27 protein-coding genes are annotated in these 26,074 nt (G+C 71.5%); 17 read left to right on the forward strand and 10 right to left on the reverse strand.

Going from position 1 to position 26,074, the window contains the following annotated elements:
* Positions 1-61 precede the first annotated feature (61 nt).
* Positions 62-823, forward strand: coding sequence for a DUF427 domain-containing protein (locus tag ACH45N_RS05805; protein WP_397392008.1), 762 nt, complete (start codon positions 62-64; stop codon positions 821-823).
* A gap of 210 nt (positions 824-1,033) precedes the next feature.
* A complete protein-coding gene (locus tag ACH45N_RS05810) occupies positions 1,034-2,044 on the forward strand; it encodes an NAD-dependent epimerase/dehydratase family protein (RefSeq protein ID WP_397392010.1) in 1,011 nt (336 codons plus the stop codon).
* Between the two features lie 6 nt (positions 2,045-2,050).
* Here the strand turns inward: ACH45N_RS05810 and ACH45N_RS05815 are convergent, their stop codons facing one another.
* Together ACH45N_RS05815 and ACH45N_RS05820 are read right to left on the reverse strand one after the other, a co-directional pair.
* A complete protein-coding gene (locus ACH45N_RS05815) occupies positions 2,051-3,169 on the reverse strand; it encodes a sensor histidine kinase (RefSeq protein ID WP_397392012.1) in 1,119 nt (372 codons plus the stop codon).
* Positions 3,166-3,930, reverse strand: a complete 765-nt coding sequence (locus ACH45N_RS05820; RefSeq protein ID WP_397392014.1) for a response regulator transcription factor — start codon at positions 3,928-3,930, stop codon at positions 3,166-3,168. Before ACH45N_RS05820 ends, ACH45N_RS05815 begins: the two co-directional genes overlap by 4 nt.
* A 135-nt stretch (positions 3,931-4,065) precedes the next feature.
* Between ACH45N_RS05820 and ACH45N_RS05825 the strand changes: the two genes are divergently transcribed.
* The 3 genes from ACH45N_RS05825 to ACH45N_RS05835 are packed head-to-tail and all read left to right on the forward strand — an operon-like array spanning position 4,066 to position 6,055.
* Positions 4,066-4,719, forward strand: a complete 654-nt coding sequence (locus tag ACH45N_RS05825) for a glycosyltransferase family 2 protein (RefSeq protein ID WP_397392016.1) — start codon at positions 4,066-4,068, stop codon at positions 4,717-4,719.
* Positions 4,716-5,393 (forward strand): DUF2064 domain-containing protein, encoded by a 678-nt coding sequence (locus ACH45N_RS05830; RefSeq protein WP_397392018.1) that lies wholly within the window; start codon positions 4,716-4,718, stop codon positions 5,391-5,393. The genes ACH45N_RS05825 and ACH45N_RS05830 overlap by 4 nt, the downstream gene beginning before the upstream one ends.
* Positions 5,390-6,055: a class I SAM-dependent methyltransferase gene (locus tag ACH45N_RS05835; protein ID WP_397392020.1), complete on the forward strand. Its 666-nt coding sequence runs from the start codon at positions 5,390-5,392 to the stop codon at positions 6,053-6,055. The genes ACH45N_RS05830 and ACH45N_RS05835 overlap by 4 nt, the downstream gene beginning before the upstream one ends.
* A gap of 108 nt (positions 6,056-6,163) precedes the next feature.
* On the opposite strand, the gene ACH45N_RS05840 is transcribed toward ACH45N_RS05835, so the two are convergent.
* Positions 6,164-7,165, reverse strand: a complete 1,002-nt coding sequence (locus tag ACH45N_RS05840) for a cupin domain-containing protein (protein WP_397392022.1) — start codon at positions 7,163-7,165, stop codon at positions 6,164-6,166.
* A gap of 179 nt (positions 7,166-7,344) precedes the next feature.
* Here ACH45N_RS05840 and ACH45N_RS05845 point away from each other — a divergent pair, with 179 nt between their 5' ends.
* Entirely contained in the window at positions 7,345-8,352 is a 1,008-nt protein-coding gene (locus ACH45N_RS05845) for a helix-turn-helix transcriptional regulator (protein ID WP_397392024.1), read from the forward strand.
* Positions 8,353-8,385: 33 nt separating this feature from the next.
* Here the strand turns inward: ACH45N_RS05845 and ACH45N_RS05850 are convergent, their stop codons facing one another.
* From ACH45N_RS05850 to ACH45N_RS05870, 5 genes are read right to left on the reverse strand one after another with little or no spacing between them, the layout of a single operon-like run.
* Positions 8,386-10,251, reverse strand: a complete 1,866-nt coding sequence (locus ACH45N_RS05850; protein WP_397392026.1) for a glycoside hydrolase family 15 protein — start codon at positions 10,249-10,251, stop codon at positions 8,386-8,388.
* Complete coding sequence (locus ACH45N_RS05855; protein WP_397392028.1) at positions 10,248-11,162, reverse strand: S-methyl-5'-thioadenosine phosphorylase; 915 nt, start codon at positions 11,160-11,162, stop codon at positions 10,248-10,250. Before ACH45N_RS05855 ends, ACH45N_RS05850 begins: the two co-directional genes overlap by 4 nt.
* A gap of 9 nt (positions 11,163-11,171) precedes the next feature.
* The gene (locus tag ACH45N_RS05860) at positions 11,172-11,528 is read right to left on the reverse strand and encodes a hypothetical protein (protein WP_397392030.1); all 357 of its coding nucleotides are present in this window, start codon (positions 11,526-11,528) and stop codon (positions 11,172-11,174) included.
* Complete coding sequence (locus ACH45N_RS05865) at positions 11,525-12,754, reverse strand: molybdopterin-dependent oxidoreductase (RefSeq protein WP_397392032.1); 1,230 nt, start codon at positions 12,752-12,754, stop codon at positions 11,525-11,527. The genes ACH45N_RS05860 and ACH45N_RS05865 overlap by 4 nt, the downstream gene beginning before the upstream one ends.
* Positions 12,748-14,193, reverse strand: a complete 1,446-nt coding sequence (locus tag ACH45N_RS05870) for a hypothetical protein (protein WP_397392034.1) — start codon at positions 14,191-14,193, stop codon at positions 12,748-12,750. Before ACH45N_RS05870 ends, ACH45N_RS05865 begins: the two co-directional genes overlap by 7 nt.
* A 244-nt stretch (positions 14,194-14,437) precedes the next feature.
* Here ACH45N_RS05870 and ACH45N_RS05875 point away from each other — a divergent pair, with 244 nt between their 5' ends.
* Together ACH45N_RS05875 and ACH45N_RS05880 are read left to right on the forward strand one after the other, a co-directional pair.
* On the forward strand, positions 14,438-14,752 hold the full coding sequence (locus tag ACH45N_RS05875; RefSeq protein ID WP_397392036.1) for a PadR family transcriptional regulator: 315 nt from the start codon (positions 14,438-14,440) through the stop codon (positions 14,750-14,752).
* The gene (locus ACH45N_RS05880; protein ID WP_397392038.1) at positions 14,752-15,213 is read left to right on the forward strand and encodes an HAAS signaling domain-containing protein; all 462 of its coding nucleotides are present in this window, start codon (positions 14,752-14,754) and stop codon (positions 15,211-15,213) included. The genes ACH45N_RS05875 and ACH45N_RS05880 overlap by 1 nt, the downstream gene beginning before the upstream one ends.
* 268 nt (positions 15,214-15,481) lie before the next feature.
* Here ACH45N_RS05880 and ACH45N_RS05885 read toward each other — a convergent pair whose 3' ends face one another.
* Positions 15,482-15,967, reverse strand: a complete 486-nt coding sequence (locus ACH45N_RS05885; RefSeq protein ID WP_397392040.1) for a cupin domain-containing protein — start codon at positions 15,965-15,967, stop codon at positions 15,482-15,484.
* A 165-nt stretch (positions 15,968-16,132) separates the two neighbouring features.
* On the opposite strand from ACH45N_RS05885, the gene ACH45N_RS05890 reads away from it, so the two are divergent.
* The 9 genes from ACH45N_RS05890 to ACH45N_RS05930 all read left to right on the forward strand — a co-directional run bounded on the left by ACH45N_RS05890 (position 16,133) and on the right by ACH45N_RS05930 (position 25,273).
* Entirely contained in the window at positions 16,133-17,116 is a 984-nt protein-coding gene (locus ACH45N_RS05890) for a helix-turn-helix domain-containing protein (protein WP_397392042.1), read from the forward strand.
* A gap of 213 nt (positions 17,117-17,329) precedes the next feature.
* Positions 17,330-17,785, forward strand: a complete 456-nt coding sequence (locus tag ACH45N_RS05895) for a DM13 domain-containing protein (RefSeq protein WP_397392044.1) — start codon at positions 17,330-17,332, stop codon at positions 17,783-17,785.
* The gene (locus ACH45N_RS05900) at positions 17,782-18,312 is read left to right on the forward strand and encodes a hypothetical protein (protein WP_397392046.1); all 531 of its coding nucleotides are present in this window, start codon (positions 17,782-17,784) and stop codon (positions 18,310-18,312) included. The genes ACH45N_RS05895 and ACH45N_RS05900 overlap by 4 nt, the downstream gene beginning before the upstream one ends.
* 37 nt (positions 18,313-18,349) lie before the next feature.
* Positions 18,350-18,952 (forward strand): acyl-CoA thioesterase, encoded by a 603-nt coding sequence (locus ACH45N_RS05905; protein ID WP_397392048.1) that lies wholly within the window; start codon positions 18,350-18,352, stop codon positions 18,950-18,952.
* 17 nt (positions 18,953-18,969) lie between these two features.
* On the forward strand, positions 18,970-20,343 hold the full coding sequence (locus tag ACH45N_RS05910) for an FAD-binding oxidoreductase (protein WP_397392050.1): 1,374 nt from the start codon (positions 18,970-18,972) through the stop codon (positions 20,341-20,343).
* Positions 20,344-20,507: 164 nt separating this feature from the next.
* Complete coding sequence (locus ACH45N_RS05915) at positions 20,508-22,250, forward strand: NAD(P)/FAD-dependent oxidoreductase (RefSeq protein WP_397392052.1); 1,743 nt, start codon at positions 20,508-20,510, stop codon at positions 22,248-22,250.
* Complete coding sequence (locus ACH45N_RS05920; RefSeq protein WP_397392054.1) at positions 22,247-23,683, forward strand: hypothetical protein; 1,437 nt, start codon at positions 22,247-22,249, stop codon at positions 23,681-23,683. The genes ACH45N_RS05915 and ACH45N_RS05920 overlap by 4 nt, the downstream gene beginning before the upstream one ends.
* Before the next feature lie 229 nt (positions 23,684-23,912).
* On the forward strand, positions 23,913-24,365 hold the full coding sequence (locus ACH45N_RS05925; protein WP_397392056.1) for a carboxymuconolactone decarboxylase family protein: 453 nt from the start codon (positions 23,913-23,915) through the stop codon (positions 24,363-24,365).
* Between the two features lie 272 nt (positions 24,366-24,637).
* Positions 24,638-25,273: a LysE family translocator gene (locus ACH45N_RS05930; protein ID WP_397392058.1), complete on the forward strand. Its 636-nt coding sequence runs from the start codon at positions 24,638-24,640 to the stop codon at positions 25,271-25,273.
* Positions 25,274-25,336: 63 nt separating this feature from the next.
* Here ACH45N_RS05930 and ACH45N_RS05935 read toward each other — a convergent pair whose 3' ends face one another.
* Positions 25,337-26,047: an alpha/beta fold hydrolase gene (locus ACH45N_RS05935; RefSeq protein WP_397392060.1), complete on the reverse strand. Its 711-nt coding sequence runs from the start codon at positions 26,045-26,047 to the stop codon at positions 25,337-25,339.
* Positions 26,048-26,074 lie beyond the last annotated feature (27 nt).

The raw sequence follows: 26,074 nt of genomic DNA on the forward strand, positions 1-26,074 counted from the left end.
GAGGTGTTACAGGAGCGTAAGAACCCCACCCGGTGGAGCACGGGCACGCATCCTGTTCCACATGCCCGACATCAGTCAGAACCCCTTTGTGATCACCCCCGGAACGGTCCAGCAAGGACAGACCAGGGCCCGCGTCTTCAGCGCGGGACAGCTCGTGGCCGACTCGGCCGCGCCACTGCTGGCATGGGAGCACCCCTACTACCCCACGTACTTCTTCTTGCCGACCGATCTTGAGGTGGAGCTCGAGCCTGCGGGACGCGGCCCGCGGTCCAAGGCGTTCGGTCCCAGCGAGCTGTTCGACGTCCTGGTGGGGGACCGTGTGCTGCCGCGGGTGGCCCAGCGATACCCGGAGGCCCCGGCGGAGGAGATGCGCGGTGCGTACTGCCTGACCTGGTCGGCCTTCGACACCTGGCTCGCGGAGGACGAGGTGCTGCACACCCACCCGCGCAGCCCGTACGTGCGGATCGATGCGCTGCCGTCCAGCCGGCACGTCCGCGTCGTGGTGGGCGGAGAGGTCGTCGCGGAGTCGCACCGCCCGATCGTCCTCACCGAGACGGGGCTGGTGCCCCGGTACTACCTGCCGAGAGTCGACGTGCGGATGGACCTGCTGATCCCTACGGACACAGTCAGCCACTGCCCGTACAAGGGGGCGGCGTCGTACTGGACCGTCGTAGCCGGCGACGTCAGGCTGCCCGACGTGGTGTGGGGGTACGAGACCCCGCTGCCCGAGTCGACACGGTTGGCGGGGCTGGTCTGCTTCTGGCCGGAGAAGAGCGCCGACCTGGAGATCTATGTCGACGGGGAACGGATCGGCCGGCCGTAGGGCATACCGAGAGGAAGCGGTCAGCGTGCTGTGCTCGCTGCGTCGACTCCGCGTCCGTGACCAGGCGGTACATGTCATGACGCCCACGGTGGGCCGGTCGACCGCCCCGCCCGGCCGCCCGGACCGCACCGTCAGGCGATCGTCAGGTCCATGCGCTCGCGCCGACCCCGCCTCGGGCAGTTGACTCGGGACCTGGAGAGAGGAGCGCAGATGCGCGTGCTGGTCACAGGTGGGGCGGGGTTCATCGGCCGGGAGGTGGTGCAGGTTCTCGAACAGCGGGGCGACGACGTCGTAGTGCTCGACTCGCTTCGTTCGGACGTGCACCGCCACGTCTCCGGTGGCGACGAGCGAGTGATCGTCGGCGACGTCCGGCACCCGGCGGCGGTGCGATCGGCACTCCTCGGGTGCGACGCCGTGGTCCACCTCGCGGCGAAGGTCGGGCTGGGTGTGTCACTGGACGACATCGACGACTACGTCTCGTCGAACGACCTGGGCACCGCCGTGCTGCTGCGCACCGCCAAGGTCCCCCACATCGTGTACGCGAGCTCGATGGTCGTCTACGGCGAGGGCCGGTACGACTGCCTGGAGCACGGCCAGGTCGCGCCGCCACCTCGCCGGCTCGACGACCTGGACAGGGGGCTGTTCGAGCCGAGGTGCCCGCAGTGCCGAGCGCCTCTGACCCCCGGTCTGGTGACGGAGGACGCGCGGCTCGACCCGCGCAACGTGTACGCCGCGACGAAGGCGCACGGCGAGGCGCTCCTCGGGGCATGGGCACGGCAGACCGGTGGGAGCGCCACGGCGCTGCGCTTCCACAACGTCTACGGGCCGGGGATGCCGCGCGACACGCCGTACGCGGGAGTGGCCGCCCTGTTCCGCGCGGCCGTGGAGCAGGGCGAGGCACCTACCGTTCTGGAGGACGGCGAGCAGCGCCGGGACTTCGTCCACGTGACCGACGTGGCGCGCGCGGTGGCCGCCGCGGTCTCCGTTCCGCAGGTGGCGGGCGGCGTGACCCCGCTGAACGTCGGCTCCGGTGTGGTCACGACGGTCGGCGAGATGGCCCGGACCACGTCCAAGCTCCTCGCCGGCCCGGAACCCGTGGTGACCGGCGGCTACCGGCTCGGCGACGTCCGCCACGTCACGGCCTCGAGCGACGCGGCGGAGCGGGCTCTCGGCTGGCGGGCGCGCGTCGGGCTGGCCGAAGGGCTGGCCACGCTCGCCTGAGCGACGTCACCCGGCGACGGGCAGCCGCACCTCCACGTCGCACCCTGCCGTGGTGCTGCGCACCGCGACACGCCCGCCGTGCTCGTCGACCACCCGGTCGACGAAGGCGAGCCCCAGCCCTGAGCCGCCGGCCCTGCCACCCTGGTAGCCGGCCCGGAACATGTGCGGCACCTCGTCGTCGGGGATGCCGCCGCACGTGTCGCGGACGGAGAGTCGGGCCGTGCCGTTCTGCTCGGTGACTTCGACCAGGACGCGGCCACCCGCGCCGCTGGACCGGATCGCGTTCGACACCAGGTTGTCCATGACGCGGCCGAGGCGGTCCTGGTCACCAAGCACGATCACCACACCCGAGACGGACTCGGCCAGATCGACGCCGTGCTCGACGGCGGCCGGGCGCGCGTGCGCCAGGACGCCGTCGAGCACGGCGCCGAGGTCGACCGGGCTTGGCTCGCTCCGGAGGATCGGCTCGTCGGACCGCGACAGCTCGTCCAGGTCCCCGATCATCCGGGACATCCGGTCGACCGCCGAGGCGATGCCGTCCAGTGCCGGTACCGGGTCCGGGAAGACGCCGCTGCGGAGCCCGTCGGTGGCCGCGCGGATCCCCGAAAGAGGGGAGGCCAGGTCGTGACTCACGAAACCGACGATCTGGCGTCGCGCCAGTTGGGCGGCCTGCTCCGCGGCGCGCGCCGCGTCGAGACGCTCGCGCGTCGACGCCAGCTCTGCCATCACTGCGGCCAGCTCCGCCGTCGCGGGTGTCTCTGATCCGCTCTCGTGCGCGGATCTGTTCTGCACCGCCGGTACATCGGCGAGGCGGCGGGCGCCGTCGACGAGGAGCCGGACCTCGCGCCCGAGCATCCGGCCCAGCGCCAGCGCGAGCAGCAGCTCGAGCGCCGACGCCGTGCCGAGCACCAGCCAGACCACCGAGGCGTCGTGGGGGGAGAGGAACATGGCCTGAACGTTGACCGCCAGGGCCGTCATCATCGCGGCGACCGGGACCAGCGCGGCGAGCAGCAGCGCGAGCATGAAGGAGAGACGGCGCGCCAGCCGGATCGCGACCAGACCGGCTGCACCGACGACGACGGAACAGCCCACGGTGACGAGCACCATGAACTGGACGTCGGTCATCGCAGCGCCTCCCTCTGCGCCGCGGCGGCCGGCGGGACCGCGGCGACCACGCCATCCGCCGGGGGAGCGCCCACCCCGTCGCCCGCCGAAACCATGTAGCCCGTACCCCGCAGGTTGACGATCAGCTCCGGGCGGGCGGGATCGTCCTCCAGCTTCCGGCGCAGCCGACGGATGTGCACCATCACCGTGGAGTCGTCGCCGAACGTCCAGCCCCACACCCGGCGCAAGAGCTCCCGGCGACCGAACGGGTGCCCCGGGCGCTGGGCGAGAAAGCTCAGGAGGGCGAACTCACGGGGGGTCAGCTCCACCACCCGGCCGCGGTACGAGGCCGTGCGGGCGGCCTCGTCGAGCACCAGCCCGCCGGCCCGCACCCGCACCGGGGTGTGCTGCACGTCGAACGGTCCCCGCCGCAGCAACGCCTCGACCCGCAGGACCAGCTCACGCGCGTCGAACGGCTTGGTGACGTAGTCGTCGGCCCCCTGCTCCAGACCCACCACGCGGTCGTCGACCTCCGACAGCCCCGACAGCATCAGCACCGGCGTCGCGTCCCCGTCACGCCGGCGACGCGTCAGCATCTCCAGGCCCGAGCTGCCGGGCAGGCGCACGTCCAGCACCACGGCGTCCGGCTGCCAAGAACGCCACATCCGCTCGCCCTCGGCGGCATCGGTGGCGGTGCGTGCGACATGCCCGGCCTGCGTCAGGTGCGCGGCGACGCTCAACGTGACCAGCGCGTCGTCGTCCACCACGAGAACTTTGGTCATGTTCACGACCATACCGACGGTAACCCCGGGACGACGCCGTACTGCCGGGAACCGCTGCGCGGCGACGACGGCCGTCAGGTAGCCGTCAGGTCCGTGACACTGCCCCCGGACTGTCGCCGTGCCTACCGTCGAATCATGCTTCCGACCGTAGACGTGGTCCTGCCCTGCCTGGACGAGGCCGAGGGGCTCGCCTGGCTCCTGCCTCGCCTCCCGGACCACATGCACGCCGTCGTCGTGGACAACGGCTCCCGCGACGGGTCCGCCGAGATCGCACGCGCCCACGGCGCCACCGTCGTCCTGGCCGAGAGACGTGGCTACGGCGCCGCCTGCGCCGCGGGGCTCGAGGCCGCCACCGCGGACGTCGTCGCGTTCTGCGACGCGGACGCCAGCCTGGACCCCCAGGACCTGCCGCGGGTGACCGGCCCCGTGCTCGCAGGACGGGCCGACCTCGCGCTCGGCCGCAGACGCCCCGAGCGGGGTGCGTGGCCCTGGCACCTCCAGCTTGCCAACGCCGAGCTGGCTCGCCGTGTGCGACGCCGCACCGGGATCAGGGTCCGCGACGTCGGCCCGATGCGCGCGGCTCGGCGAGAGCCCCTGCTCGCCCTCGACCTGCGCGACCGGCGCAGCGGCTACCCCCTCGAGACGCTGGTCGCCGCCGCCGAGGCCCACTGGGTCGTCACCGAGGTCGACGTGCCCTACCGCAGGCGACGCGGCAGGTCGAAGGTGACCGGGACACCCCGCGGCGCGTGGCAGGCGGTCCAGGACATGTCGAAGGTGCTCGCGTCATGACCGGCACGACACCACCCCGCATCGTCATCGTGCTGGCGAAGGAACCCGTACCAGGGAAGGTCAAGACACGCCTGATCGGGCAGCTCACATCGGCCCAGGCGGCCACGCTGGCCCAGGCGGCGCTCGCGGACACGCTGGAGGCGGTGGCAGGGCTCCCTGGAGTGCGTCCGGTGCTCGTCCTGGACGGCCGGCCCGGCACCTGGGTGCCGCAGGGATTCGACGTGGTCCCGCAGGTCACCGGTGGTCTGGACCGCCGGATCGCCGCCGCCTTCGACCACGTCCTCGACCCGGACGGAGCCTCGGGCCCCACCCTGCTGGTCGGAATGGACACACCTCAGCTCGGCCCCGCCCTGTCGGCCGTCGACTTCGGTGACGACGACGCGGTGCTGGGCCTGGCCGAGGACGGCGGGTTCTGGGCGGTCGGGCTTCGTCGGCCGGACCCGGCTCTGTTCCACGGCGTGCCCATGTCCGAGCTTGGGACCGGCCAGGCGCAGCTCGACCGGCTGCGCGGTGCCGGCCTGCGGGTGCGGCTCCTGCCACCGCTGCGCGACGTCGACACCGTGTCCGATGCCGCCGCCGTGGCTGCTGTCGCGCCGGACACCCGGTTCGCCCAGGCGTGGTCCGTAGTGTCGCACCGTGTTCTGACAGGCGCGACGCACGAGGACCTCGCGTGACCGAGACGACGGCCCGCCCCGTGAGCCCCTTGCTCCTGTTCGAAGCCGCGCTCATGGGCGCGCCGGTGACCGCCGTGCACCTGACGCACGCGGTGCCGGTCGACGTCGCAGCGTGGACGGCCGAGCAGGACGCCGTCGACGAGGCGATCGTGGGCCTGTGCGAGGGACCGGTGCTCGACGTGGGCTGCGGTCCCGGCCGCTTCGCCGCGGCGCTGGCCAAGCGCGGCGTGCCGGCACTGGGGATCGACGTCTCGCGAGCGGCGGTGCGCCGGGCGCGGGCCCGTGGGGCGCTCGCTCTGCGGCGCGCCGTCGAAGGCCCGCTGCCCGGGGAGGGGCGCTGGGGGACCGTACTTCTCGCAGACGGGAACATCGGCATCGGCGGAGACCCACGGAGCCTGCTCAAGCGGTGTCGTGACCTCGCCAGGCCCGGCGGGCTGATCCTCGTGGAGGCGGATCCGGATCCCGCGACGGACGCGTCTGGGCCTCTCGTGCTGCACGCCGAGGACGGGCGACGCTCCCGTCCGATCCCGTGGGCCCGCGCCGGGGTCTACACGCTCCGGTCGGTGGCGAGCGAGCTCGCGCTGACCGTGGCGCAGGAGTGGGAGCTGGGCGGGCGCGTGATGATGCTGCTGCGGACACCCACGACTGTCGCGCTCCGGTAGCGACGCGTCCGTGCGGTGACGGCCTGGTAGCACCACCGGGCCGTCACCGTGGGCGCAGGCATCGGAAAGCAGCCCTTCGATACCCGCGATCTTGCGCTCAGCGCCTGCTCAGCGGCCGAGGACCGCCTCCGGGATCTTCTCGTCGGCTTCTAACGGCGTGGCAAGGATCGACTGGCCGGTCGCCCGGGCTGCCTGACTCATCAGCTCGTACGAGGTCTGCCAGCCGTCCGGCCGGGGCTGGGACACGTCGTGGCCCGCCATCCGGAAGAAGGACTCCAGGCCACCCGGGGTGGTGACGGCGAGCGTCTCGGCGTCCGACGTGATGCGATGGGCAACCGCTACACCGCGCGGCACGACGACGACCCCGCCTGCGGACAGCTCATGACGATCCTCGCCGACCCAGTAGATGCCGCTGCCGCTCAGCATGACGATGGTCTCGTCCTCCTTGTGGTGCACATAGACCGGCGACGCCGAGCCCTCCGGTGCGCTGGACCGGAAGAGCGAGAGCTGGCCGTCCGTGTGCTGCTCGTTGAGCAGGATCCGCATCAGCCCGCCCCCGAGCCATTCCAGCGTCTCATGTTCATCGGACTGCGCCACATACCCGCCGGACTTCGGGTACCCGTCGGCCGGAAGCGTGCCGTCCAGGTCGAGCGGAGGACCCAGGATGATCTGCCCGTTGTCCGCAGCGGCCTTGCCCATGGTCTCCGGGGTCACCGTCCACCCCGGCGGCTTGGGCGTACTCAGGTCGTGACCCGCGCCGCGGAAGAACCCCTCCAGACCGGAGGGCGTGCTCATGGCGAGCAGGTCCGCGTCGGAAGTGATGCGGTAGGCATGGGGCACGCCGCGGGGGAGGAACGCGACGCTCCCCGGGCCGGCCTCGAAGCGCCGGTCGCCGACCCAGTAGACGGCGCTGCCGCTCAGCAGCACGAAGATCTCGTCCTCGCGCGTGTGTACATGGGCCGGTGACGCCGCACCGGCCGGTGCCGACGAGCGGAACATCGAGAACTTTCCGCCTGTCCGGTCCCCGTCGAGAAGTATCCGCATGGTGCCACCGCCGAGCCATTCCAGCTCCTGGTGGTCGGCCGCCCCCGCCGCGTACGGGTAGGTCATCTTTCCGTCCTTCCGATCGTGCCGGGGCAGTGCGACGCTTCCCGAGGACGCGTCAAGATACTGCCCGGCAAAGCACTGTCTGTCGGAGGCTAGAAGTTGACATGATGTCGACGGCATCCCCAGATCCGGGGATGGCCCGGAAGGGGTTCATGGCTCGGTTGTCGGTAGTAGAACGTGACGTGTTGCGCAGCATCGAGCAGGTCTGCGAGCAGGACCTGGACTCTCGAACCCTGCGCAGCCAGATCGTGCGTCGGCTTGGTCGTGTCATCCCGCACGACGCCTACTGTTTCGCCACCGTCGACCCGTGGACGTTGCTCGTGGCTGACGACGTCTCCGAGGGGCTACCACCGGACGGCGGGGCTGTCGCCACGCACAACGAGTACCTGGTCGCCGACGTCGACAAGTTCGCCGACCTGGCCAGGTCGCAGCAGCCGGTGGGGATCCTCGGCCTGAGCACGGGTGGTGAGCCCGAACGGAGCCACCGGTTCCGGACCGTCCTGCCGCTGATCGGGGCGAAGGACGAGATGCGGGTCGTCTTCGTCGTCGACCGCCAGTGCTGGGGCGCGATCTCTCTCTTCCGTGGTCACGACGGTCCAGGCTTCACAGCTCGTGACGCACAACTTGCTCGTGCGGTCTCCCGAACGGTCGCGGTGGCCCTCCGTCGCGCTGCGGCGCGCCCTCGGCCGTCGGGAGGTCCGCGGCCGGCCGGGCCGGGCGTCATGGTGCTGGACGGCCGAGGCGAGATGTTGTCCTCGAACGAAGCTGCCCGCCGGTGGATGGAGCAGCTTTCGCCGCAGAGGATGGCGGTCCACGAGGTGGCCGCGGCCTCCCGCGCGGGGCGTGGTTCGGAGGCGTACCTGCGGGTGAGGTCCCGCACCGGCCAGTGGCTGTCGCTCTGGGGCTCCGTGTTGGACGGCGGCGAGCCGGGCCGCGTCTCTGTCGTCGTGCAGCCTGCTCCGACTTCCGAGATCGCGCGCCTGCTGACGCTCGCCTATGCGCTCAGTCCCCGGGAGCAACAGGTGCTGCAGTCGGTGATCGCCGGCACATCGGCCCCCCTGATCGCGACCGAGCTGCAGGTCTCCGTGCACACCGTGCAGAGCCACCTCAAGTCCCTGTTCGCCAAGGTGGGTGTCTCCGGACGGGGCCAGCTCGTCGCTCAGGTAGTCGGTGAGATCTACGGCGGCTGACCACTCCCGGGTGCCGCTGAGCGCGGCGCGTCTCTATCGACTGACGGCGCCTTCCTCCTTGCCGGCGGCTTGATGGATCGCCCACGCGGCATTGACCAGGCCGATGTGGCTGAACGCCTGCGGAAAGTTGCCGAGCAGTTCCCCGTCGGCCGCCTCCTCGGCGAGCAGGCCCAGGTCGTTGGCGTACCGGCTGGCCCGATGGAACGTCACCCTGGCCTGCTCCAGACGTCCGGCCTGTGCCTGTGCCTGGGCCAGCCAGAAGGTGCAGAGCAGGAAGGTACCTTCCTGGCCCGCCAGCCCGTCGACACCGGTCGAGGTTCGATAGCGGTAGACCATCCCCTGGTCGTCGGTGAGTCGGTCGGCGATCGCGTCGATCGTGGCCAGCACCCGAGGATCGTCTCCCGGCAGGAGTCCGACGATCGGGATCATCAGCGCTGAGGCGTCGAGGTCGGTGGAGCCGAACGACTGGACGAACGCGCTGGCCTCGGAGCTCCAGCCCTTCTCGAGGATCCTCGACCTGATCTCGGCAGCGACCGCCTGCCAGTGCTCGCTCCGGTCGTCGGCCCGTAGCTGTGAGGCCAGAGCGCTCGCCCGGTCCAGCGCGACCCAGCACATCAGCTTGGAGAAGAGGAAGTGTCGAGGCTCGCCCCGGACCTCCCAGATGCCGTTGTCGGGCTGCTCCCACAGGGCGGCAGCGGTGTCGGCCAGGCCGATCAGGAAGCTGCGCGTCGCCTCCGAGGGGGTTCCGAGCTGGTCGCGTAGCCGGAAGGCCGAGCCCAGCAGCTCCCCGTAGACGTCCAGCTGCGGTTGGGTCCAGGCGGCGTTCCCGACGCGGACCGGTCGGCTGTCGCGCCACCCGGACAGGTGGGGGAGCGTCCGCTCGGTGAGGTCGTGCTCACCACCGATGCCGTACATGATCTGCAGGGAGCTTCCGTTACCGTGCGCCGCTGCAGCCGCCATGAAGTCGAAGAACTCGTCCGCCTCGTGCGGGCAGGCCGCGACCCACAGGGCGTCCATCGTGAAGCTGGCGTCACGGATCCAGGCATACCGGTAGTCCCAGTTGCGCTCCCCGCCGATCTCCTCGGGAAGCGAGGTGGTCGCCGCGGCGACGATCGCTCCGGAGGGCCGGTAACTCAGCCCCTGAAGCACCCGGCCGGACTGCAGTACCAGGTCACGCCATGGTCCGTCGTAGGTCTGGTGTGCGGCGGACCAGCTCTGCCAGGCGCCGATCGTGGTCTGCAGCGATGCCTCGATCTGCTCGGAGGTGTACGGCTGCAGTGGCGGGTCGGAGAGATGCGCGTGCTGCAGGGCGAACCCGACCGTCTGGCCGGCGGCGACGTGGACGGTTGCCCGGGCCTCGCCGTCGTCGAGAGTCCAGTCGATCGTGGAGGAGAGCAGGAGCTGGCTCGCTCCACCGGCACAGGCGACCGCTCCCTCGCCCTGGACCAGCAGGGGGACGATCAGTCCGTACTCCGGGCGAGGGCGTACCACCACGTCGAGCTCGATCTCGCCGCTGAGCCCCCGGAGCCGGCGGACGAGGACGTGCGGTGCGTGCTCGCCGAGCCGGTGCGGGTCCTCCGCGCCGTTGTCGGCGACGTCAGCTCGTGGGTCGGTGACGGCCAGCGCGTCGGTCAGCTCGACCGAACCGGTCGGCGTGGTGAGGACGGTCCGCAGGACCAGGGTGTCGGGCACGTAGCTGCGGTGGACGTCAGCCGAGCCGACGGCACCGGCCGGCCGGATCGTCCAGGTGCCGGCCGCGTCGTCGAGCAGACGGCCGAAGACCGACGGGCTGTCGAAGCGCGGGAAGCCAAGCCAGTCGACCGAGCCGTCTCGGCAGACCAGAGCTGCGGAGTGGCGGTCGGACAGCAGGCCGTAGTCCCCGATCGGCTGACGGCTCACGGCAGGTCGAACGGCAGCTTCTGCCCGTCGAGGACATGCTGACAGTCGCACTCGTCCTCGGGCAGGGCGGCCACCGTGGCCTCGAGGATGCCGGAGAGCTGGGACACGTTGCGGGCGAACAGCTCGAACACCGCGTCTTGCGTGACGTGCTCTCCGCTCTCGACTCCGGCGTCCGCGTCGGTCACGAGCGCCAGCGTGGTGCAGCACAGCGCCAGCTCCCGGGCCAGCGCGGTCTCGGGCATCGCGGTCATGTTCACCAAGGTCCCGCCGTCCTGGGCATTGCGCCGCGACTCCGCACGCGACGAGAACCGTGGGCCCTGAATCACCACCATCGTGCCGCCGTCGACTGCAGGCAGGGGACCTGCCTGGGCCGCGGCCACCGCGGCCCTCCGGCCGCGGGGGCAGTACGGGTCAGCGAACGGAAGGTGCACCACCGGTCCTTCGACGTCGTAGTACGTGTGGTCGCGGCCCCACGTACGGTCGATCACCTGGTCCGGTACGACGACAGAACCTGCGCTCAGCTCCGGCAGGAGGCCGCCCACCGCGCACGTGGTCACGAGCTGCCGGACCCCCAGCGCGCGCAGTGCCCAGATGTTCGCGCGGTAGGGGACCCTGTGGGGCGCGAAGCGGTGGTCAGCGCCATGCCGCGGCAAGAACACGACCTCGCGACCCCCGAGCAGGCCGCGTGCGGGGGCCTCGGACGGCGGACCGTAAGGAGTGTCGATGGCTAACGGTTCCGCGTCCGTCAGCAGTCGGTACATGCCTGAGCCGCCGATGACTCCGATGGGTGTGTTCACGCTCTCCAGGCTATGGCGGACGGCGTTCCACGGGCAGCCCTGTGGTTCGCACGTCAGCGGATCGTCAGGTACGGGCGGGTTGCGAGGCCGCGGCAGCGCGGTGACTTCGTCCACGTGCGCAGCTCAACGCACGCTGCTCCACAGGGCGACGAGCCACACCAGCAGGAGTGTGCCGAGCACCATGACCAGACCGCGCAGGACCACACCCACCCAGACGTGCTCCTGGCCGACGGCGACTGCCCGGCCCTGCGCTCGGTCCTGCGCCAGCGCGGGCAGGCGGACGAGCACCACCCACCCCAGCACGATCACCAGCGGTGCGATGACGGCGTCGTTGAGCGCCACGGATCCCGCCAGCCAGATTCCCCACGGCAGCCACCAGTGGGACGGGATCGAGGTGAGGGCCAGGTACGCCCACCAACCCATCCCGGCGACGCCGGCGACGACCAGCACCCGGCGCGTCCACCCGGTCCCCGCGCTCATGCCGCGTTCCCGACGACGAGGCGGGAGACCCACTTGGTCTGCAGCACTCCCGGACGGTTCGGCGCGATGATCCGCGCCGGGAAGCCGTGGTCCAGGTCGAGGTCCTCGCCCGCCAGGGTGAGCGCGAGCAGGGTGTCGTCATGGGCGACGTAGGAGCCGGGCAGGTCGGAGGTCGAGTAGAAGGTCCCCGCCGCTTGCAGGCTCACCACGTGGACGGGGTCGTCCGGCCGCCCGCCGGACAGGGTCGCGAGATCCCGGATCCGGACACCGGTCCACCGTGCCGAGGCGCTCCAGCCCTCGACACAGGCGATGGGCAGCACGGCCTCGTGCTGGTCCATGGCCAACAGGTCGGCGCGTGTCAGGTGCGAGGTCCCGCCGGGCCCGACCAGCTCCAGCGTCCAGTCCGGGTCGGTCGCCAGGTCCTCGACCCGCGCGGCCCTCGCCGTCTTGTTGACGGTCAGGCCCTGCGGGCCGTCGAGCGGATCGCGTGGTGCCAGCAGGGCGATGGCGCGCAGGGGGGTCACGGTCTGTCCCACCGTCAGCGCGGTGAGGAGGAGGGTGGCCACGGCCACCGACCCCAGGAATCCGCGCCGGGTCGTACCGTCCCGGTTCGTCTCGTCACCGTCCGGGACGTTCACGAGGGGTCGGCCGGTGCCGGATTCGTTCGAGTCGAGGTTGCGCGCACCGGCGGCGAAAGCCCGGACCACCACCGGGAGCTTGACCCCGACGTGGACCAGGGCGGCACCGAACGCGAGCCACGCCGTCGCGTAGTGGACGGTGGTGAAGCTGAACCCGAAGACATAGAGCTTGAAGACGTTCAGGATGCCGGTCACGATCTGGAAGACGGTCGAGGCGACGAGCACGCCTACCGAGGCGCGTTCCAGCGCGTGCTTCCATCCGGTGAGCGGCGGCCGCACGAAGAACAGCGGATAGACGGTGTACAGCTTGGCGAGGACCAGGGGCAGGGTGGCGAAGCCGACGGCCACGTGCAGCCCTTGGTTGAGCCGGTAGGCCCACGCGGGCTCCGGCCCGAAGGGCAGCCACGCCACGGGGTGCTGGTGCAGGTGCGAGACCAGGCCGGTGACGAACAGGACCAGGATCGCCGCACCCAGGTACATGCCGAGGCGCGCGACGACCCGCTCGTCGTGGACGGGCGAACGGAAGTCGCTCGGTTCGGGGACGCGCAGCCAGGCCGGTCGGGGCGGGAGTGACGGGCGTTTCACCATGGGGACTCCAGGATCGTGTTGAGCAACAGCGCCAGGCCCCCTTGGGCCCAGAGCCAGCCACCGGGCAGGGGGAGTGGTTCGGTCGGAGGAGATGCGTCGGTCAGAGGAGAGGCGTCGGCCGAAGACGGCGGCCGTCGGACGTGGGCCCGGAGGCCGGCGGCGGCAGGGACCACCCAGAACGCAACGGGAAGCCAGATGCGCTCGACCTCTCCGCGCTCGAAGCCGAGCAGCGCGCCGGACAACGCCGAGGCCAGACCCAGGCCGACGACCACCCCGGTCACGCGGTCGGTCCGGTGCAGGCGGGCCAGACCACCCACCGCGGCGGGCCCGGCGATGACGCCGAGAACCGCCAGGTCGACGAGCAGGAAGTACAGGTACGGTCTGTCGTTCCCGACGGGCGCCCATTGCGCATGGGTGGCGGCGATGCCGTCCCACAACCAGAACCCGGCAGAACCGAACCACCCGACCACGCCGACGGCGACCCCTGCCGCGACTCCGGTGGCACCGAACCGTCGGGTGAGGACCGGGACCGCCAGGGCGATGAGACCCATGTGGAGCAGGCCGTACGACAGGAGCGGGCAGGCGCCCAGGAGGAGCCCCGCCCCGACGGCGTACGCCCAGCGTGCGGCGGTGGAGCGGTCCTGGTCCGAGGCGAGCGCCAGCAGGGCGACGCCCCAGGCCAGCACGCCCGCGAAGAAGGCGTCAGCCGAGGTTGCGACCCACAGCGCGGCGGGTGCCAGGACGAGCGCGGGGACCACGGTCCGTGCGGCGTTCCCGTCGTCGCCGTGGTGACTCCCGGCCGGGTCGAGCCTGCTGAGCGTCCGCAGAGCGACCAGTACCGCCGGCACGACCGAGGTGCCGGCGAGGACGAAGAGCGCGGTGGCCCACCCGGCTCCGCCCAGCCCCCAGCGGTCGAGCAGCGCCAGCAGCAGCACCAGACCGGGCGGATGCCCTCGGACATGGATCGGGTAGTCCGACAGGTTCTCGGTGAAGCCCACCAGGAAGGCCGCCGGGTCGGCAGCGGCGGTCGGGACCACCGGCAGGTACTCGTGCTCTCCGGTGACCGGTCGGACGAGGCCGTGCCACGACGCCGTGACGGCAAGTGTCACCGTCCAGAAGACCGTGGCCGCCCACGCGGTGAACAGGAGCGCCGTCCAGGGCAGGCGAGCGGCCAGGCGGGGCCCGTACCGGACGACGAGGGCAAGGAACGCGAGGGCTACGACGACGCCAGGCCCGGTGTGCACCATCCAGTGGCCGACGAAGGGTTCGGCGCCGGTCAGCAGCGGCAGGTCGGTCCGCGAGCGGAGGAGGGCGCCCACGAGTGCCAGGGCCGGGATGGAGGCCGCCCAGACGGCCACGACGATCGCGGGGGCGCGTCGTCGCCGCTTTCGGTCGTGGGGTGCGCGCATGACACGGTGCAGCGCGGGGGGAGTGGTCACCGTCCCATCGTGGTGGCCGATCGATGTCGGAAAGTGCGTGGGCGACCTGACGATTGGCTGACGCCTTCCTGGTGCGCCGCACAAGTTCGCCGGCCGGCGGCGTCCGCGCTCGACGAGAAGCTGGGATTCGTGACCCGGCGTCACGGCTCGATGGCATACGCCGGGCCGACAGCCGCGGTGAGGTGCTTGCTTGCGCCGCAAGGTACCTGCTATCTTGTGTCGCATGATACCTACACCGGACATCGTGCTGACGCAGTTGCGCAAGGGGGTCGTGGAGTACTGCGTCCTGGCTTGCCTGCGCTCGGCGCCTGCCTACGGGCTCGAGCTCGCTGAACGCCTCGGCACCGACAGCACCCTGCTGACCAGCGAGGGAACGCTGTATCCGCTGCTTTCGCGTCTGCGTCAGCAGAGCTGGGTCACCACGACCCAGGTCCCTTCCGCGGTGGGTCCACCGCGCCGGTACTACGAGATCACCGACGAGGGCCGGGCGGCGCTGGAGACCTTCACCGCCACCTGGTCCCGTTTCACGACAGACGTCCGCACGACCCTGGAGTCCTGATGACCGCAACGCCCGACTTCCCGCCCCTGGTCGAGGCCTACCTCGCCGACCTGGACTGCGCCCTGGCCGGAGCCGACCCGCGCGAACGCGCCGAGACCGTGGCGGCGGTGCGCGAGCACGCCGCCGAGCTGCTCGCACGGTACGGGGGCGACGGCCAAGCGGCTCGTCGTGTGCTCGACGAGCTGGGTCCCGTCGAGCACATCGCCGCCGAGCTGACCCCCGCCCCGACGTCCGCCGTACCGGCTGCGAAGATCGAGGCCACGGACGTGGTGCTGGCGGTGCTCTCGGTTGTGCTCTGGCCGCTGGCGCCGGTCCTCCTCGTGTGGGCGGTCGTGCGGCTGCGCTCCGGCGTGGGCAACCGTGCGCTGCAATGGCTCACCATCGTGCTCAGCGCCATTCCCACCGTCGGCGGCGTGGTGCTCCTCCTGATCCACACCTTGAATCTCATCTTCAACAAGTAGATCGGCCTGTCGGCGCCAGGCCAGAGATCGTGCGAAGGGCCGTCTCCCGAGGGGGAGACGGCCCTTCGGTTCAGGGCGTCAGCCAGCCGCACCAGTTGATCCCCGGCGGCCACTGCTTCGCTCTCCGCTTCGACGGACCCGTTCGCCGACCTGGCCACCGACGGGCGACCGACCGTCAAGGAGGCCTCCGAGCGCGTCGAGTCCCGGGACATCGGGACCATGGGTCGGCCGTCCGGCGGTGCCGGAGGGCTCCCCGGACGCTGATCGCTCAGGGAGTCCGGTGGCCGTGGCGGATCCCGGCATCGAGCACCTCGGGTGTCCATCGATCCGGGCCCCAGGATGGTACGGGGACGCCGGGCACCGGCTCGTCACCGGCTTCGGTCCACAGTGCTTCAGGGCCTCCCGGCGTGTAGAAGAAGAGCATCTTGGCGTGGTCCAGACCCACGTTGTGGAACCTGTGCAGAGTCCCGGACGGAATGTGGACGACGTCGCCACGGCGTGCGGTCAGGGTCTGGTCGCCGTTGAGGAACTCGAGCTCACCGTCGAGCATGTAGAAGGTCTCGTCGGAGTCCGGGTGGTAGTGCGGGATAGGCCCGGCGCCGGGCGGCACCGACGCCTCGACGATGCTGAACAGTCCCTTGGTCTGCGAGGCGGTGAGCAGCACCTGGTAGAGATCGCCGGCGAACCAGCGGTTGGCGCCCTGTCCGGCCGGGACGTGCAGCGCGGACGGGATCTGGGAGTAAGGAAGCGACATCGGATCACATTTCTTCTGGGGGGAAACGAGCGCTGCTGACGGTAGGCGGCGCGGTGTTCGCCGCACTTGGACCTGAGCGACTGGTGTGCATGTATCTGCGTGCCATCGAGGACGCCTGCGATTCTTCGTACCCCTGGTGGCCAGCCGCAGGGCTAACCTCGCATTATGGAAGTTCCCGGACGTGTCGGGCAGGTCGAGCTGGATCTGACGGTCTCGGCAGGTGTCAGTGACCCGATCAGCGTGCTGGAGCGTGGCTGGGCCGAGCAGTCAGCCGGTGTGATCCCTCTTCCCCCGGTCGAGTTCGCGCGCGCGGCCGCCGACTACCGGATCAGGATCCGCCATGCGGAGGTCACCGACGCCGTGATCGAAGATCTCTACAGCGAGGCCATCGTCGGCTTCACCGGTGGTCATTTTCGGCACCATGAAGAGCTGGTTGTCGTCCACATCCCAGCAACAGGCGGCTGGGACTTCGAGGGCCGCCGCGTTGCCTTCGCCGTGGCGCCCGGGGAGCTGTGCGTGCGATCCAACGACCGGCCGTGGCAATTCGGTATCGCCCCGGCGACCCGCACCGACGTTCTCACGTTGCCGGCCCAGGAGTTCCGCCCGCTGATCGACGAGGAGCCGTTCGTCGGCCCACGAAACACCGCAGAGGCGCGGCTGCTCACGTCGTACATGACCCTGGTCACGAAAGACCTCGACGACGCGACCGATGCCGGCCTGCGGCACGCGCGGCATGCCCTGGTGGAACTCCTGAAGGGGCTCCTCACCCGACGGAACGTCGCCGTCGGCGAGCCGGCGCTTCAGATCGCCCTCGCAGAAGCTGCTCGGCAGCTGGCCGAGAGTCGGCTACTCGACCCCGACCTCACACCTGGTCTGCTGGCCCGGCTCCTGAACGTCTCTGTCCGGAGCCTCTACCGGGCCTTCGTCGACGCCGAAGAGTCGGTGATGGGCTTCATCCGCCGCCGACGGCTCGAACGGGCCTGCGACGAGCTCGTCCGCGGTGGTATGCCGCTGTCGGAGCTGGCGGCTCGCTGGCACTTCACCGATGGCAGTCACTTCACCCGTACCTTCAAGAGCAGGTACGGCATGGCGCCATCGGAGTACCGCCGATGGCATCGGAGAACGGTCAGCGGGGCCGGACGGGAGTAGGCCCACATCGTGGCAGGGGGTGCCGCGTCGAGCGTGCGGGTTCTCGGCCCCTCGTGAACACAGCGGGTCCACGGCCAGGAGTTCTTACGTTGTTGAAAGACATCCCGGGCGCACGCTCTGCCATGTCTAGGTTCTGGGGACCGGTGGCACGTCAGAGGCCTCTCTCGCGTGCCGCCGGTCCCTCTTGGAAACTCGACAGGAAGAACTCTCACCATGCGCAGGACAACATTCGCCGGCACCGCGATCCTTGCTCTCTCCCTCAGCCTCGCGGCGTGCGGTTCCGAGGACCCGGCGGCCGAGGAGACGACGCAGGCGCAGGTCGAGGAGTCGCCGATGACAGACGAGGCGACCGAGGAGATGGACGGAGAGACCCGCTCCGGCGACTTCGAGGGGCTGAACGACAAGTCCGTGGCCGGTTCGGTGGACGTCAGCGCCACCGAGGTGGTGCTGTCCGGGTTCTCCTCCGACGAGGGGCCCGACCTGCACGTGTACCTCACCGACGGCACGGAGTCGGCGGACGTCGCGGCCGGGGTCGAGGTCGACCTCGTCGCGTTCGACGAGGCCGACCAGACGTTCGCCCTCGACGGGGTGGACGTCGCCGACTACGACACGGTAGTGATCCATTGCGACAAGGCGAAGGCCGTCTTCGGCGCCGCGCCGCTCGCATGAGCCCGGACTCCCTGACCCGGACGCGCCCGGGCTGGGCGACCACCGTCGCCGCGCCGGTGGTCGCCGGGGCGGCGAGGGTCGCCCTCGGGGCGTTGTGGATCAACGAAGGGCTGATCAAGTACCGGGCCGGCTTCGGCGCCGCCGACATCCAGCTCGTCGTCGACAGCGCGGCGGCCAACAGCCGCGTCCCGGCCTTCTTCCAGACCTTCGCGAGCACCGTCCTCGGCGGGGCCCCGGAGCTCTTCGGCGTCGTGATGCCGCTGCTGGAGGTCGGCCTCGGCGTCGTCCTCGTGGCCGGGGTGCTGACGCTGCCCGCCGCGCTGATGAGCGTGGTGACCCTGTTGACGTACTGGCTGGCCGACCAGCTCACCGCGTCGTACCCCGTCATGGTCTCCCTGGCCGTCGTCGTCGTCGCCTGGCCGTTCGTCGCGTCGCGGATCTCGGTGACGACCCTGGTAGAGGGCGCCGTGCGCAGGCGTGACCCGGCCTCGCCCTGGATCAGCGAACCGGTCCGCCGATGGCTCTGACCGGCGCGTCGAGAACGAGCGAGGAGATGGAGGACGCATGACACGGATGGTGCAGTTCGCCTGGCGCACGCTGGTGCGGACCAGACCGGTGCCCGGACGCCGGCTGCTGGACCCGGTGGTCACCCGGATGCGGGTGCTGCCGCAGGACCTGGACGTGATGATGGTGGTGAACAACGGCAGCTACCTGCAGCTGATCGACGTCGCGGCCGCCCAGCAGATCGCGGAGATGGGTGGCACGCGCCTCGCGGCCAAGCGCTCGTGGGTCGGGTTCGTCGCGGCGTCCACGGTGCGCTACCGCCGGCCCCTGAGGCTGTGGGACCGGATCGAGATCACCTCGCGCGTGATCGGGTGGGACGAGCGCCTCTTCTACACCGAGCACCTGATCACCCGCGGCGGGGAGCTGTGCACCCGTGGCGTGGTGGCCCGCCGGTTCGTCAGCACCCGCACGGGCGACCGCATCGTCCCGGGCAGCATCGTGTCACTGCTGGCCCAGGAACGGGGATACGTGCCCCAGGAGCGTCCCGAGCTTCCCGCCGACGTCACGGCCTGGACCGCGGCCTGGAACGGCGCACCGACCGATCCCGCGCCGAGCGACACCACCTCGGCCGACCTCACCCCTTCCGCGCGGGACGCGCGGTGAACCAACAGGAGTCCTTGATGTCCACGAATCCCCTCGACGCCGCAGGCCTGCGGGCTGCGCTCGTCGGCAGCCTTGTCCTCCCCGGGGAGCCGGGCTGGGACAAGGCACGCCGGGCCTTTCAGCTGGCGGTCGACCAGCGGCCCGACGCCGTCGTGCTCGCCGCCTCCCCGGGCGACGTGGTCGCGACGGTGAACGCCGCACGGGCGGCCGGTCTGCGGGTCGCGGCCCAGTCGACCGGCCACAACGCCGGGCCGCTCGGGGCTCTGGACGGCACCGTGCTCCTGCGGACGTCCGGCCTGACCGGGATCACCGTGAACCCCGACGCCGGCACCGTTCGCGTCGAGGCGGGCGTGGTCTGGGGCGACGTGACGGCCGCCGTCGCTCGCCACGGGTGGGCCGGTCTGGCGGGCACCTCACCGACCGTCGGCGTCGTCGGCTACACCCTGGGTGGCGGGTTGTCGTGGCTCGGACGCCGGTACGGGCTCGCCGCCAACCACGTGGTCTCGGCCGACGTCGTGACAGCCGACGGCGTGGCGCGGCACATCGACGCCACGAGTGATCCCGAGCTGTTCTGGGCGATCCGGGGCGGCGGCGGCAGCTTCGCCGTCGTGACCGCGCTCGAGATCGCCCTCGTGCGGACACCCGACCTGCACGGCGGCACCCTGTTCTTCCCGCTGGAGCGCGCTGCCGAGGTACTGCACGCCTGGCGGGAATGGATCGCCACCGTGCCGGACGCAGTCACCTCGGTCGGACGGATCCTGCGGTTCCCACCGGTGCCGGACATCCCGGAGGAGGTGCAGGGTCAGTCGTTCGTCGTGGTCGAGCTGGTCTCGCTCCTGGGACAACAGGAGACCGACGAGCTGCTCGCCCCGCTGCGCGAGCTCGGGCCCGTGATGGACTCCGTGCGCCCGTCGAGCCCGGTGGCGCTCGCCGCGATCCACATGGACCCGCTGGTGCCGGTGCCCGCAGCCGGCGACGGGTTCCTCCTGACAGACCTGCCCGCCGACGGCCTGGACGCCTTCCTGTCCGTCGCAGGACCGGGCGAGGACTTTCACATGCTCGGGACCGAGATCCGGCACCTCGGAGGGGCCCTCGCACCGGACCCGGCCAAGGGCGGCGCCGTGACCGGCCTCGACGCCGGGTACGCGGTCTTCTCGGTCGCACTCACCCCCGACGAGCTGAGCGCCAAGGCGGCGCACGTCGCCCTGGACCGGCTGCGCGACGCCCTGCGGCCCTGGGGAGCGGCGACGTCGTACCTGAACCTCACCGAACGTCCTGGCGGCGCCCCGTTCGCGGACGAGCCCACGCTCGATCGCCTCCGCCGGGTCAAGGCCCTGTACGACCCCGCGGACCTGGTCCGCGGGAACCACCCGGTCGAGCCGGCCCGGTAGGCGACCTCGCTGGTCCTGGCCACCTGAGGGATGGCGGCCACGGCGAGGGCCCGCACGGCGGGCTGACGGATCACGTGACGCCTCGGCGCCGGCCGGACGCGATGGTCCGGCGGCGCCGAGGACCCGCCGCTCCGGGCGGGAACGGACGAGCTGGGGGTACTGCGATGTACGGAAGAGCACGGCCGCCGCGGCGCGTGGCCGGGGAACGGGCGCTGATCGGTGCCCTGTCGGGCCTGGTCGGCGCCCTCGTCGTGGGGGCGTTGTCGGCGTCCCAGGACATGTTCGCCGTGGTCCCGGCCGGGTGGCTCGGTCACGTGGTCCACGGCGCCGCCGTCGGCGTTGCGCTCGGCGTGGCGGTGGGGAGTGCCCGGCGCGGCCTGCCGGTGGTGGCCACCGTCTGCGGCGGGGTGCTCCTGGGCTGTCTCGGGTGGCTCGTCCGCTCGCTCACGCTCGTCCCGTTGCTGGCGGGCCGGACGCCGACCTGGTCGGCCGGGTCCGCGGTGGCGGCGTATCCCCAGCTCGTCGGTGACCTGCTGCACGGTGGGCTCACCGGCGCCGTCCTGGCGGTGCTGCTCGTGGTGCGTGCGCGACATGCCCGGTCCGAGGCCGGGGAACCGCGCGGTCGGCCGACGCGCGTCGTGATCGTCGGCGGCGGGTTCGGCGGGGTCAGCGCGGCGCGCGCGTTCGAGCGGTTCGCCCTGCGCGGCGCACCGGTCGACGTGACCCTCGTCAGCGACTCCAACTACCTGCTGTTCACCCCGATGCTCGCCGAGGTCGCCTCCGGAGCGCTGGAGCCGCGGCACATCAGCGCGCCCGTGCGGGCGTCCGTGCCCCACACCCGGTTCCGGCACGGCCGGGTGGAGCAGGTGGACCTGGCCGGGCGCACCGTGCGACTGGCCGGTCAGGAGGAAGCCGTCCCGTACGACCATCTCGTGCTGGCCGTCGGGTCGGTGCCCCACACCTTCGGCCTGCCCGGGGTCGAGCGGTACGCATGGACGCTCAAGAACCTCTCCGACGCGACCCGTCTGCGGGACCACGTGATCGGCCTGCTGGAACGTGCCGAGCAGGAAAGTGACCCGGACGAGCGGCGGAAGATCCTCACGTTCGTCGTCGCGGGCGCGGGGTTCGCCGGCACCGAGACGATCGCCGAGCTGTACGACCTGGTGTACGGAGTAATTCAGTACTACCCGGCGATCAGGGAGCAGGAGCCTCGGTTCGTGCTCGTGCACCCCGGCGAGCACATCCTGCCGGAGCTGACGTCCGCGCTCGGCGTCTACGCCGGGAAACGGCTGCAGGCCCGGGGGATCGAGCTCCGTCCCGGCGCGCGGGTGGCCGAGGCGACCGCCGACGGCGTGCGGCTCACCGACGGCGAACGGCTGCCGACGACGACATTCGTGTGGACGGCGGGAAACCGTCCCGGACCGCTCGCGGCCGGACTGCAGGACGCCGGGGGACCGCTGGGCACGGACCCGCAGCTGCGGGTGACCGGTGCCGACGGGGTCTGGGCGGTCGGCGACTGCGCCCGGATACCCGACCCGGCCCGGGACGGTGACCACTGCCCGCCCACCGCCCAGCACGCCATCCGGCAGGGCGGTGCCGTGGCCGCGAACATCGTCGCGACCATCGAGGGCCGGGAACCCGGTGCCTTCCGGTTCCGCACCCTCGGGGTGCTGGTGGCGCTCGGGCACCGCACGGCGGCGGGGGAGGTGCGGGGCATCCGGTTCTCCGGGCTGGCCGCCTGGCTGCTGTGGCGTGGCGTCTACCTCGCGAAGCTGCCGGGCGTCGAGAAGCGGGTCCGCGTGCTGTTCGACTGGCTGCTGGACCTGGTGTTCCCTCGCGACATCGTCGTCACGGCGTCCGGGCGGACGCCGGTCCCCGACGCGGACGCAGTGGGGAGCCCGCGATGAACGCCGTCGAGCAGACAGCCCCGGGCCTGGTCTCGCGCCGGCGAGGTGCCGTCGTGGGCGGTGTCGCGGGCGGCGTCGGCGGCCTGGTCTTCGGCGCGTCCATGGCGGTCTACGGGATGCTGCCGACGGTCGCGTCGATCGTGCGCACCGGCTCCGCCGTGGCGGGGTTCGCAGTGCACATGGTGTTCGCCGTGCTCATCGGTGCCGCGTTCGGCCTGCTGGTGGTCCGGCTCCGGCTGCGGGTGCGGGACGTGCTGCTCTGGGGTCTGGCGTACGGCACGCTCTGGTGGTTCCTCGGGCCCCAGACCCTGCTGCCCCTGTTCCGGGGCCGGCCGGTGGACTGGAGCGCCGCGGAGGCGGGTGACTTGCTTCCCAGTCTGATCGGGCACCTCTTCTACGGGGCGACGACGGCGGTGGTCCTCGTGCTGCACCAGCGGGAGCTGCGTGCGACGTGGCGGGTGCCGGGCGCCAGTGCCGTCCTGCGCGGCGCCCTCGCGGGCATCGTGTCCGCCGCCGTGCTGGCCTGGGCCCCGGACGCCCCGGGGGACCTGCCCGCCTGGTTGCTGACCGGCCTCGCCGTCGGCGCCTGCTACCCGCTCGTCTTCCCGGGCGCGTCGGAGCCCACCGGCCCGGCACTGGCCCGCGGCTCCCTGTACGGGTTCATGGCCTGGGTGGTGGTGGACCTGACGCTGGCACCGCTGGTCCGCGACGTGGACCTCGCCTGGTCCCGTCCCGACGCCGTAGCCGCGGCGGGTCAGCTGCCCGCGTACCTGCTGCTCGGGGTGGGCACGGCGGTCGGGAGCACCTGGTTGCGCGTGTGGGCCCGATCCCTGTTCCTCGACGACGTACGCAAGATCGACACCCGGCCGCCGGGTGCGCGCGGGCCGCGCGCGCTGGCGTTCGGCATGCTCGCCGGGCTGGTCGGCGGCCTGCTGTTCACGGTGGTGATGGTCCTCGTCGGCGCGCTGCCCCATGTGGCGGGCATGGTCGGGGCGCAGGACGCGCGCACGGGCCTGGTCGTCCACCTGGTGGTCTCCGCCGTGATCGGGGTGTCCTACGCCGCGCTGTTCCGACGGCAGAGCTTCGATCTCCTGTCCGGCGTGGGATGGGGCGTATCGTACGGCTTCCTCTGGTGGGTGCTCGGCGACCTCACGCTGCTGCCCGCCCTGACCGGCGCACCGGTCGTCTGGGACGCCGCGACGCTGGCGGCAGAGTTCCCCTCGCTCGTCGGGCACCTCGCCTACGGCGCCGCGCTCGGCGGGGTGTACCAGCGACTCGAGGCCGGAATCGATCCGTGGTGGATGACCCGCAGCGAGCTGGAGGCCCGCCGCGTGGCGGCCCGGCGTGAGCAGCTGCTCAGTGCCGCGCCCGCCGTCTGGGCACTCACCGTCATGGTCGCGGTCGTCCTGCCGGTCCTGCTCGGCGTCGGATAGGTTCTCGACTCCGTGCTGACCCGAGTGATGGGAGTGCCTGACCGGGTGGTCGGCTGACACCCTGGTCCCGCCCGCCGGGAGCGGACCCCGGGTGCCGGGAGTTCTTACGGTGCTGTAGGACTTCCCGTGCCTGGCCCCTGCCGTGTCTAGCGTACGGACGTCATCAGCATGGTCGAGGTCGCGCAGCTCAGCCCCCTCGGCCATCGGTCATCCAAGAACGGAAGCGCACATGTTCCCGAACGTCAACATCGTCAAGCGCCATCCCGGCCCGTACGAGGCATACGTGGCACTCAGCAAGGAGACGACGGCGGCTGCGCGGTCCGCCGGCCTCTCGACCATCCTCTGCGAGCTGGTCAAGATCCGGGTGTCGCAGCTCAACGGTTGTGCGTTCTGCCTGCGCGATCACACTCAGGCTGCCATCGCCGCCGGCGAGACGGCGGACCGTCTCGCGGTGCTGCCTGCCTGGTGGGAGTCGCAGTACTTCAGCGAGCAGGAACGCGCCGCACTGACGCTTGCCGAACAGGTCACCCGGATCGAGCACCAGCACACGTCCCCGGATCCGCTCACGGATGTCGAGGGGGTTCTCACCCCGGAGCAGATCGCGGCGGTGACCTGGCTTGCCATCGAGTTCAACGGCTGGAACCGGATCGCCGTCACAAGCCACTTCAAGGTAGCGCCCTGATCCCGAACAGCACCGACACCTGGCCGGGTGCCGTCGTCCACGTAGTGCCCGGTCAGGGTTGGATGGGCCGAGCCGCCGATGGATCGACAAGCTGCCCAGGCCGAGCCCCGGTGGCTACGAGGTCGAACGCTCCGGCTCGCGCACCGGCGAGAACGGCACGGTTCCTGCCCCTCGGTGTGGAGTTCTTACGGGTCTGAAATAGCGCGGTTCGCTCGTGCGCTTGTCGGGTTAGGGTCCGGGCTGTCAGCTGTCAGGGACCGAAGGAGCAGACTGTGTTGGACGGTGTCGCACTGTTCACGATCGTGGGTGTGATCGCGCTGGGCGCGATCAGTCCTGGTCCGAGCTTCATCGTGGTGGCACGCACCGCGTTGGCGGCAGGCCCGGGTGAGGGTCGTCTGGCGGCGGTGGGGATCGGGGCGGCCAGCCTGGTCTTTTCTGTGATCGCGGTGACCGGCCTGGGCGTGGCGCTGGTCTACGCCGGGTGGCTGTTCACGGTGCTCAAGGTGGCCGGCGGGATCTACCTGGTCTACCTCGGGGTGCGGATGTGGCTCGCGCGACGGACCGGGGCGCCGGTCGAGGCGGGGGAGATGCGCGTGGGGTCACGGCGGGCGTTCCTGTCGGCGATGCTCACGCACCTGAGCAACCCGAAGACCATCGTGGTCTACGGGAGCATCTTCGCCACCGCGTTGCCGCACGATGCGTCCGTGGCCACGCTGGTGGCGGTGCCGCTCGGTGTCACGCTGGTGGAGTCGGCGTGGTACCTGATCGTGGCGACGGTCCTGTCGACGCCGGGGCCGCAGCGGGTCTACGCGCGCAGCGTGGGCGTGGTCGACCGGGTGGCGGGCACGTTCCTGGGCGGCTTGGGGGCGTACTTCGCCGTCGACGGGATCCGCGCGGCCGTACGCTGACGGACGATGGCCGCAGCATGCTGCCGTGGGAGCCGGGCGCGAGGCGGCGTCGCCACGGCGCGGTCAGCCGCCGGTGGCGTTGCGCAATGCCTTGGCGACGTCGTCCGGGTGCGTGAGGATCGCTTCGTGCGTGCCCGGCACCATCAGCGGCTCGGCGTCGATCCGCGCTGCGAGCTGCGCCCCAGGTGCGGCGAGGGCCTGGTCCCGCTCGGCCAGAAGGTAGCTCAGAGGCACACCGAGGCTCGTGAGTTCCACCTCGTCCAGCGCATCGAGCATGTACCCGCCGGGCTGCGGCAGCAGCAGGCCGTGCACGAGACGCTGGAGAGTCTCCGGCTCACCCGGCATGAGGGACTCGCGGACCGCGGCGAGATCCACGCCGATCGTCCCGTCGGTGGATGCCGAGATCGTGGCGCGGACGAACGCGCCGACGTCCGGGCCCATCGCGTCCGCCATCGACTCGCCGGGGCGCGGTACGAAGGCACTGACCATGGCCACGGCGCGCAGCCGTCCGCCCAGTCGAGGCGCTGCGCCGGCGATCGGGATGCCGCCCCAGCTGTGGCCCACCAGCACCACATCGGACAGGTCGCGACGTTCCACCTCTCTGACCACGTGTTCGACGGCGTCCGCGAGGCGCAGACCCCGGGGATCGTCACCAGCCGCCAGCCCGGGCATGGTCAGCGCGACCGCGCCGTGGCCGGCAGCGGTGACGCGTTGCGCCACGGGATGCCAGGCCCAGCCGCCGTGCCAGGCGCCGGGTACGAAGACGTAGTGCATGGTGCTCCTCGAGTTGGGTGAAGTGAG

Source organism: Promicromonospora sp. NPDC019610, from assembly GCF_044389365.1.
Lineage (GTDB): Bacteria > Actinomycetota > Actinomycetes > Actinomycetales > Cellulomonadaceae > Promicromonospora.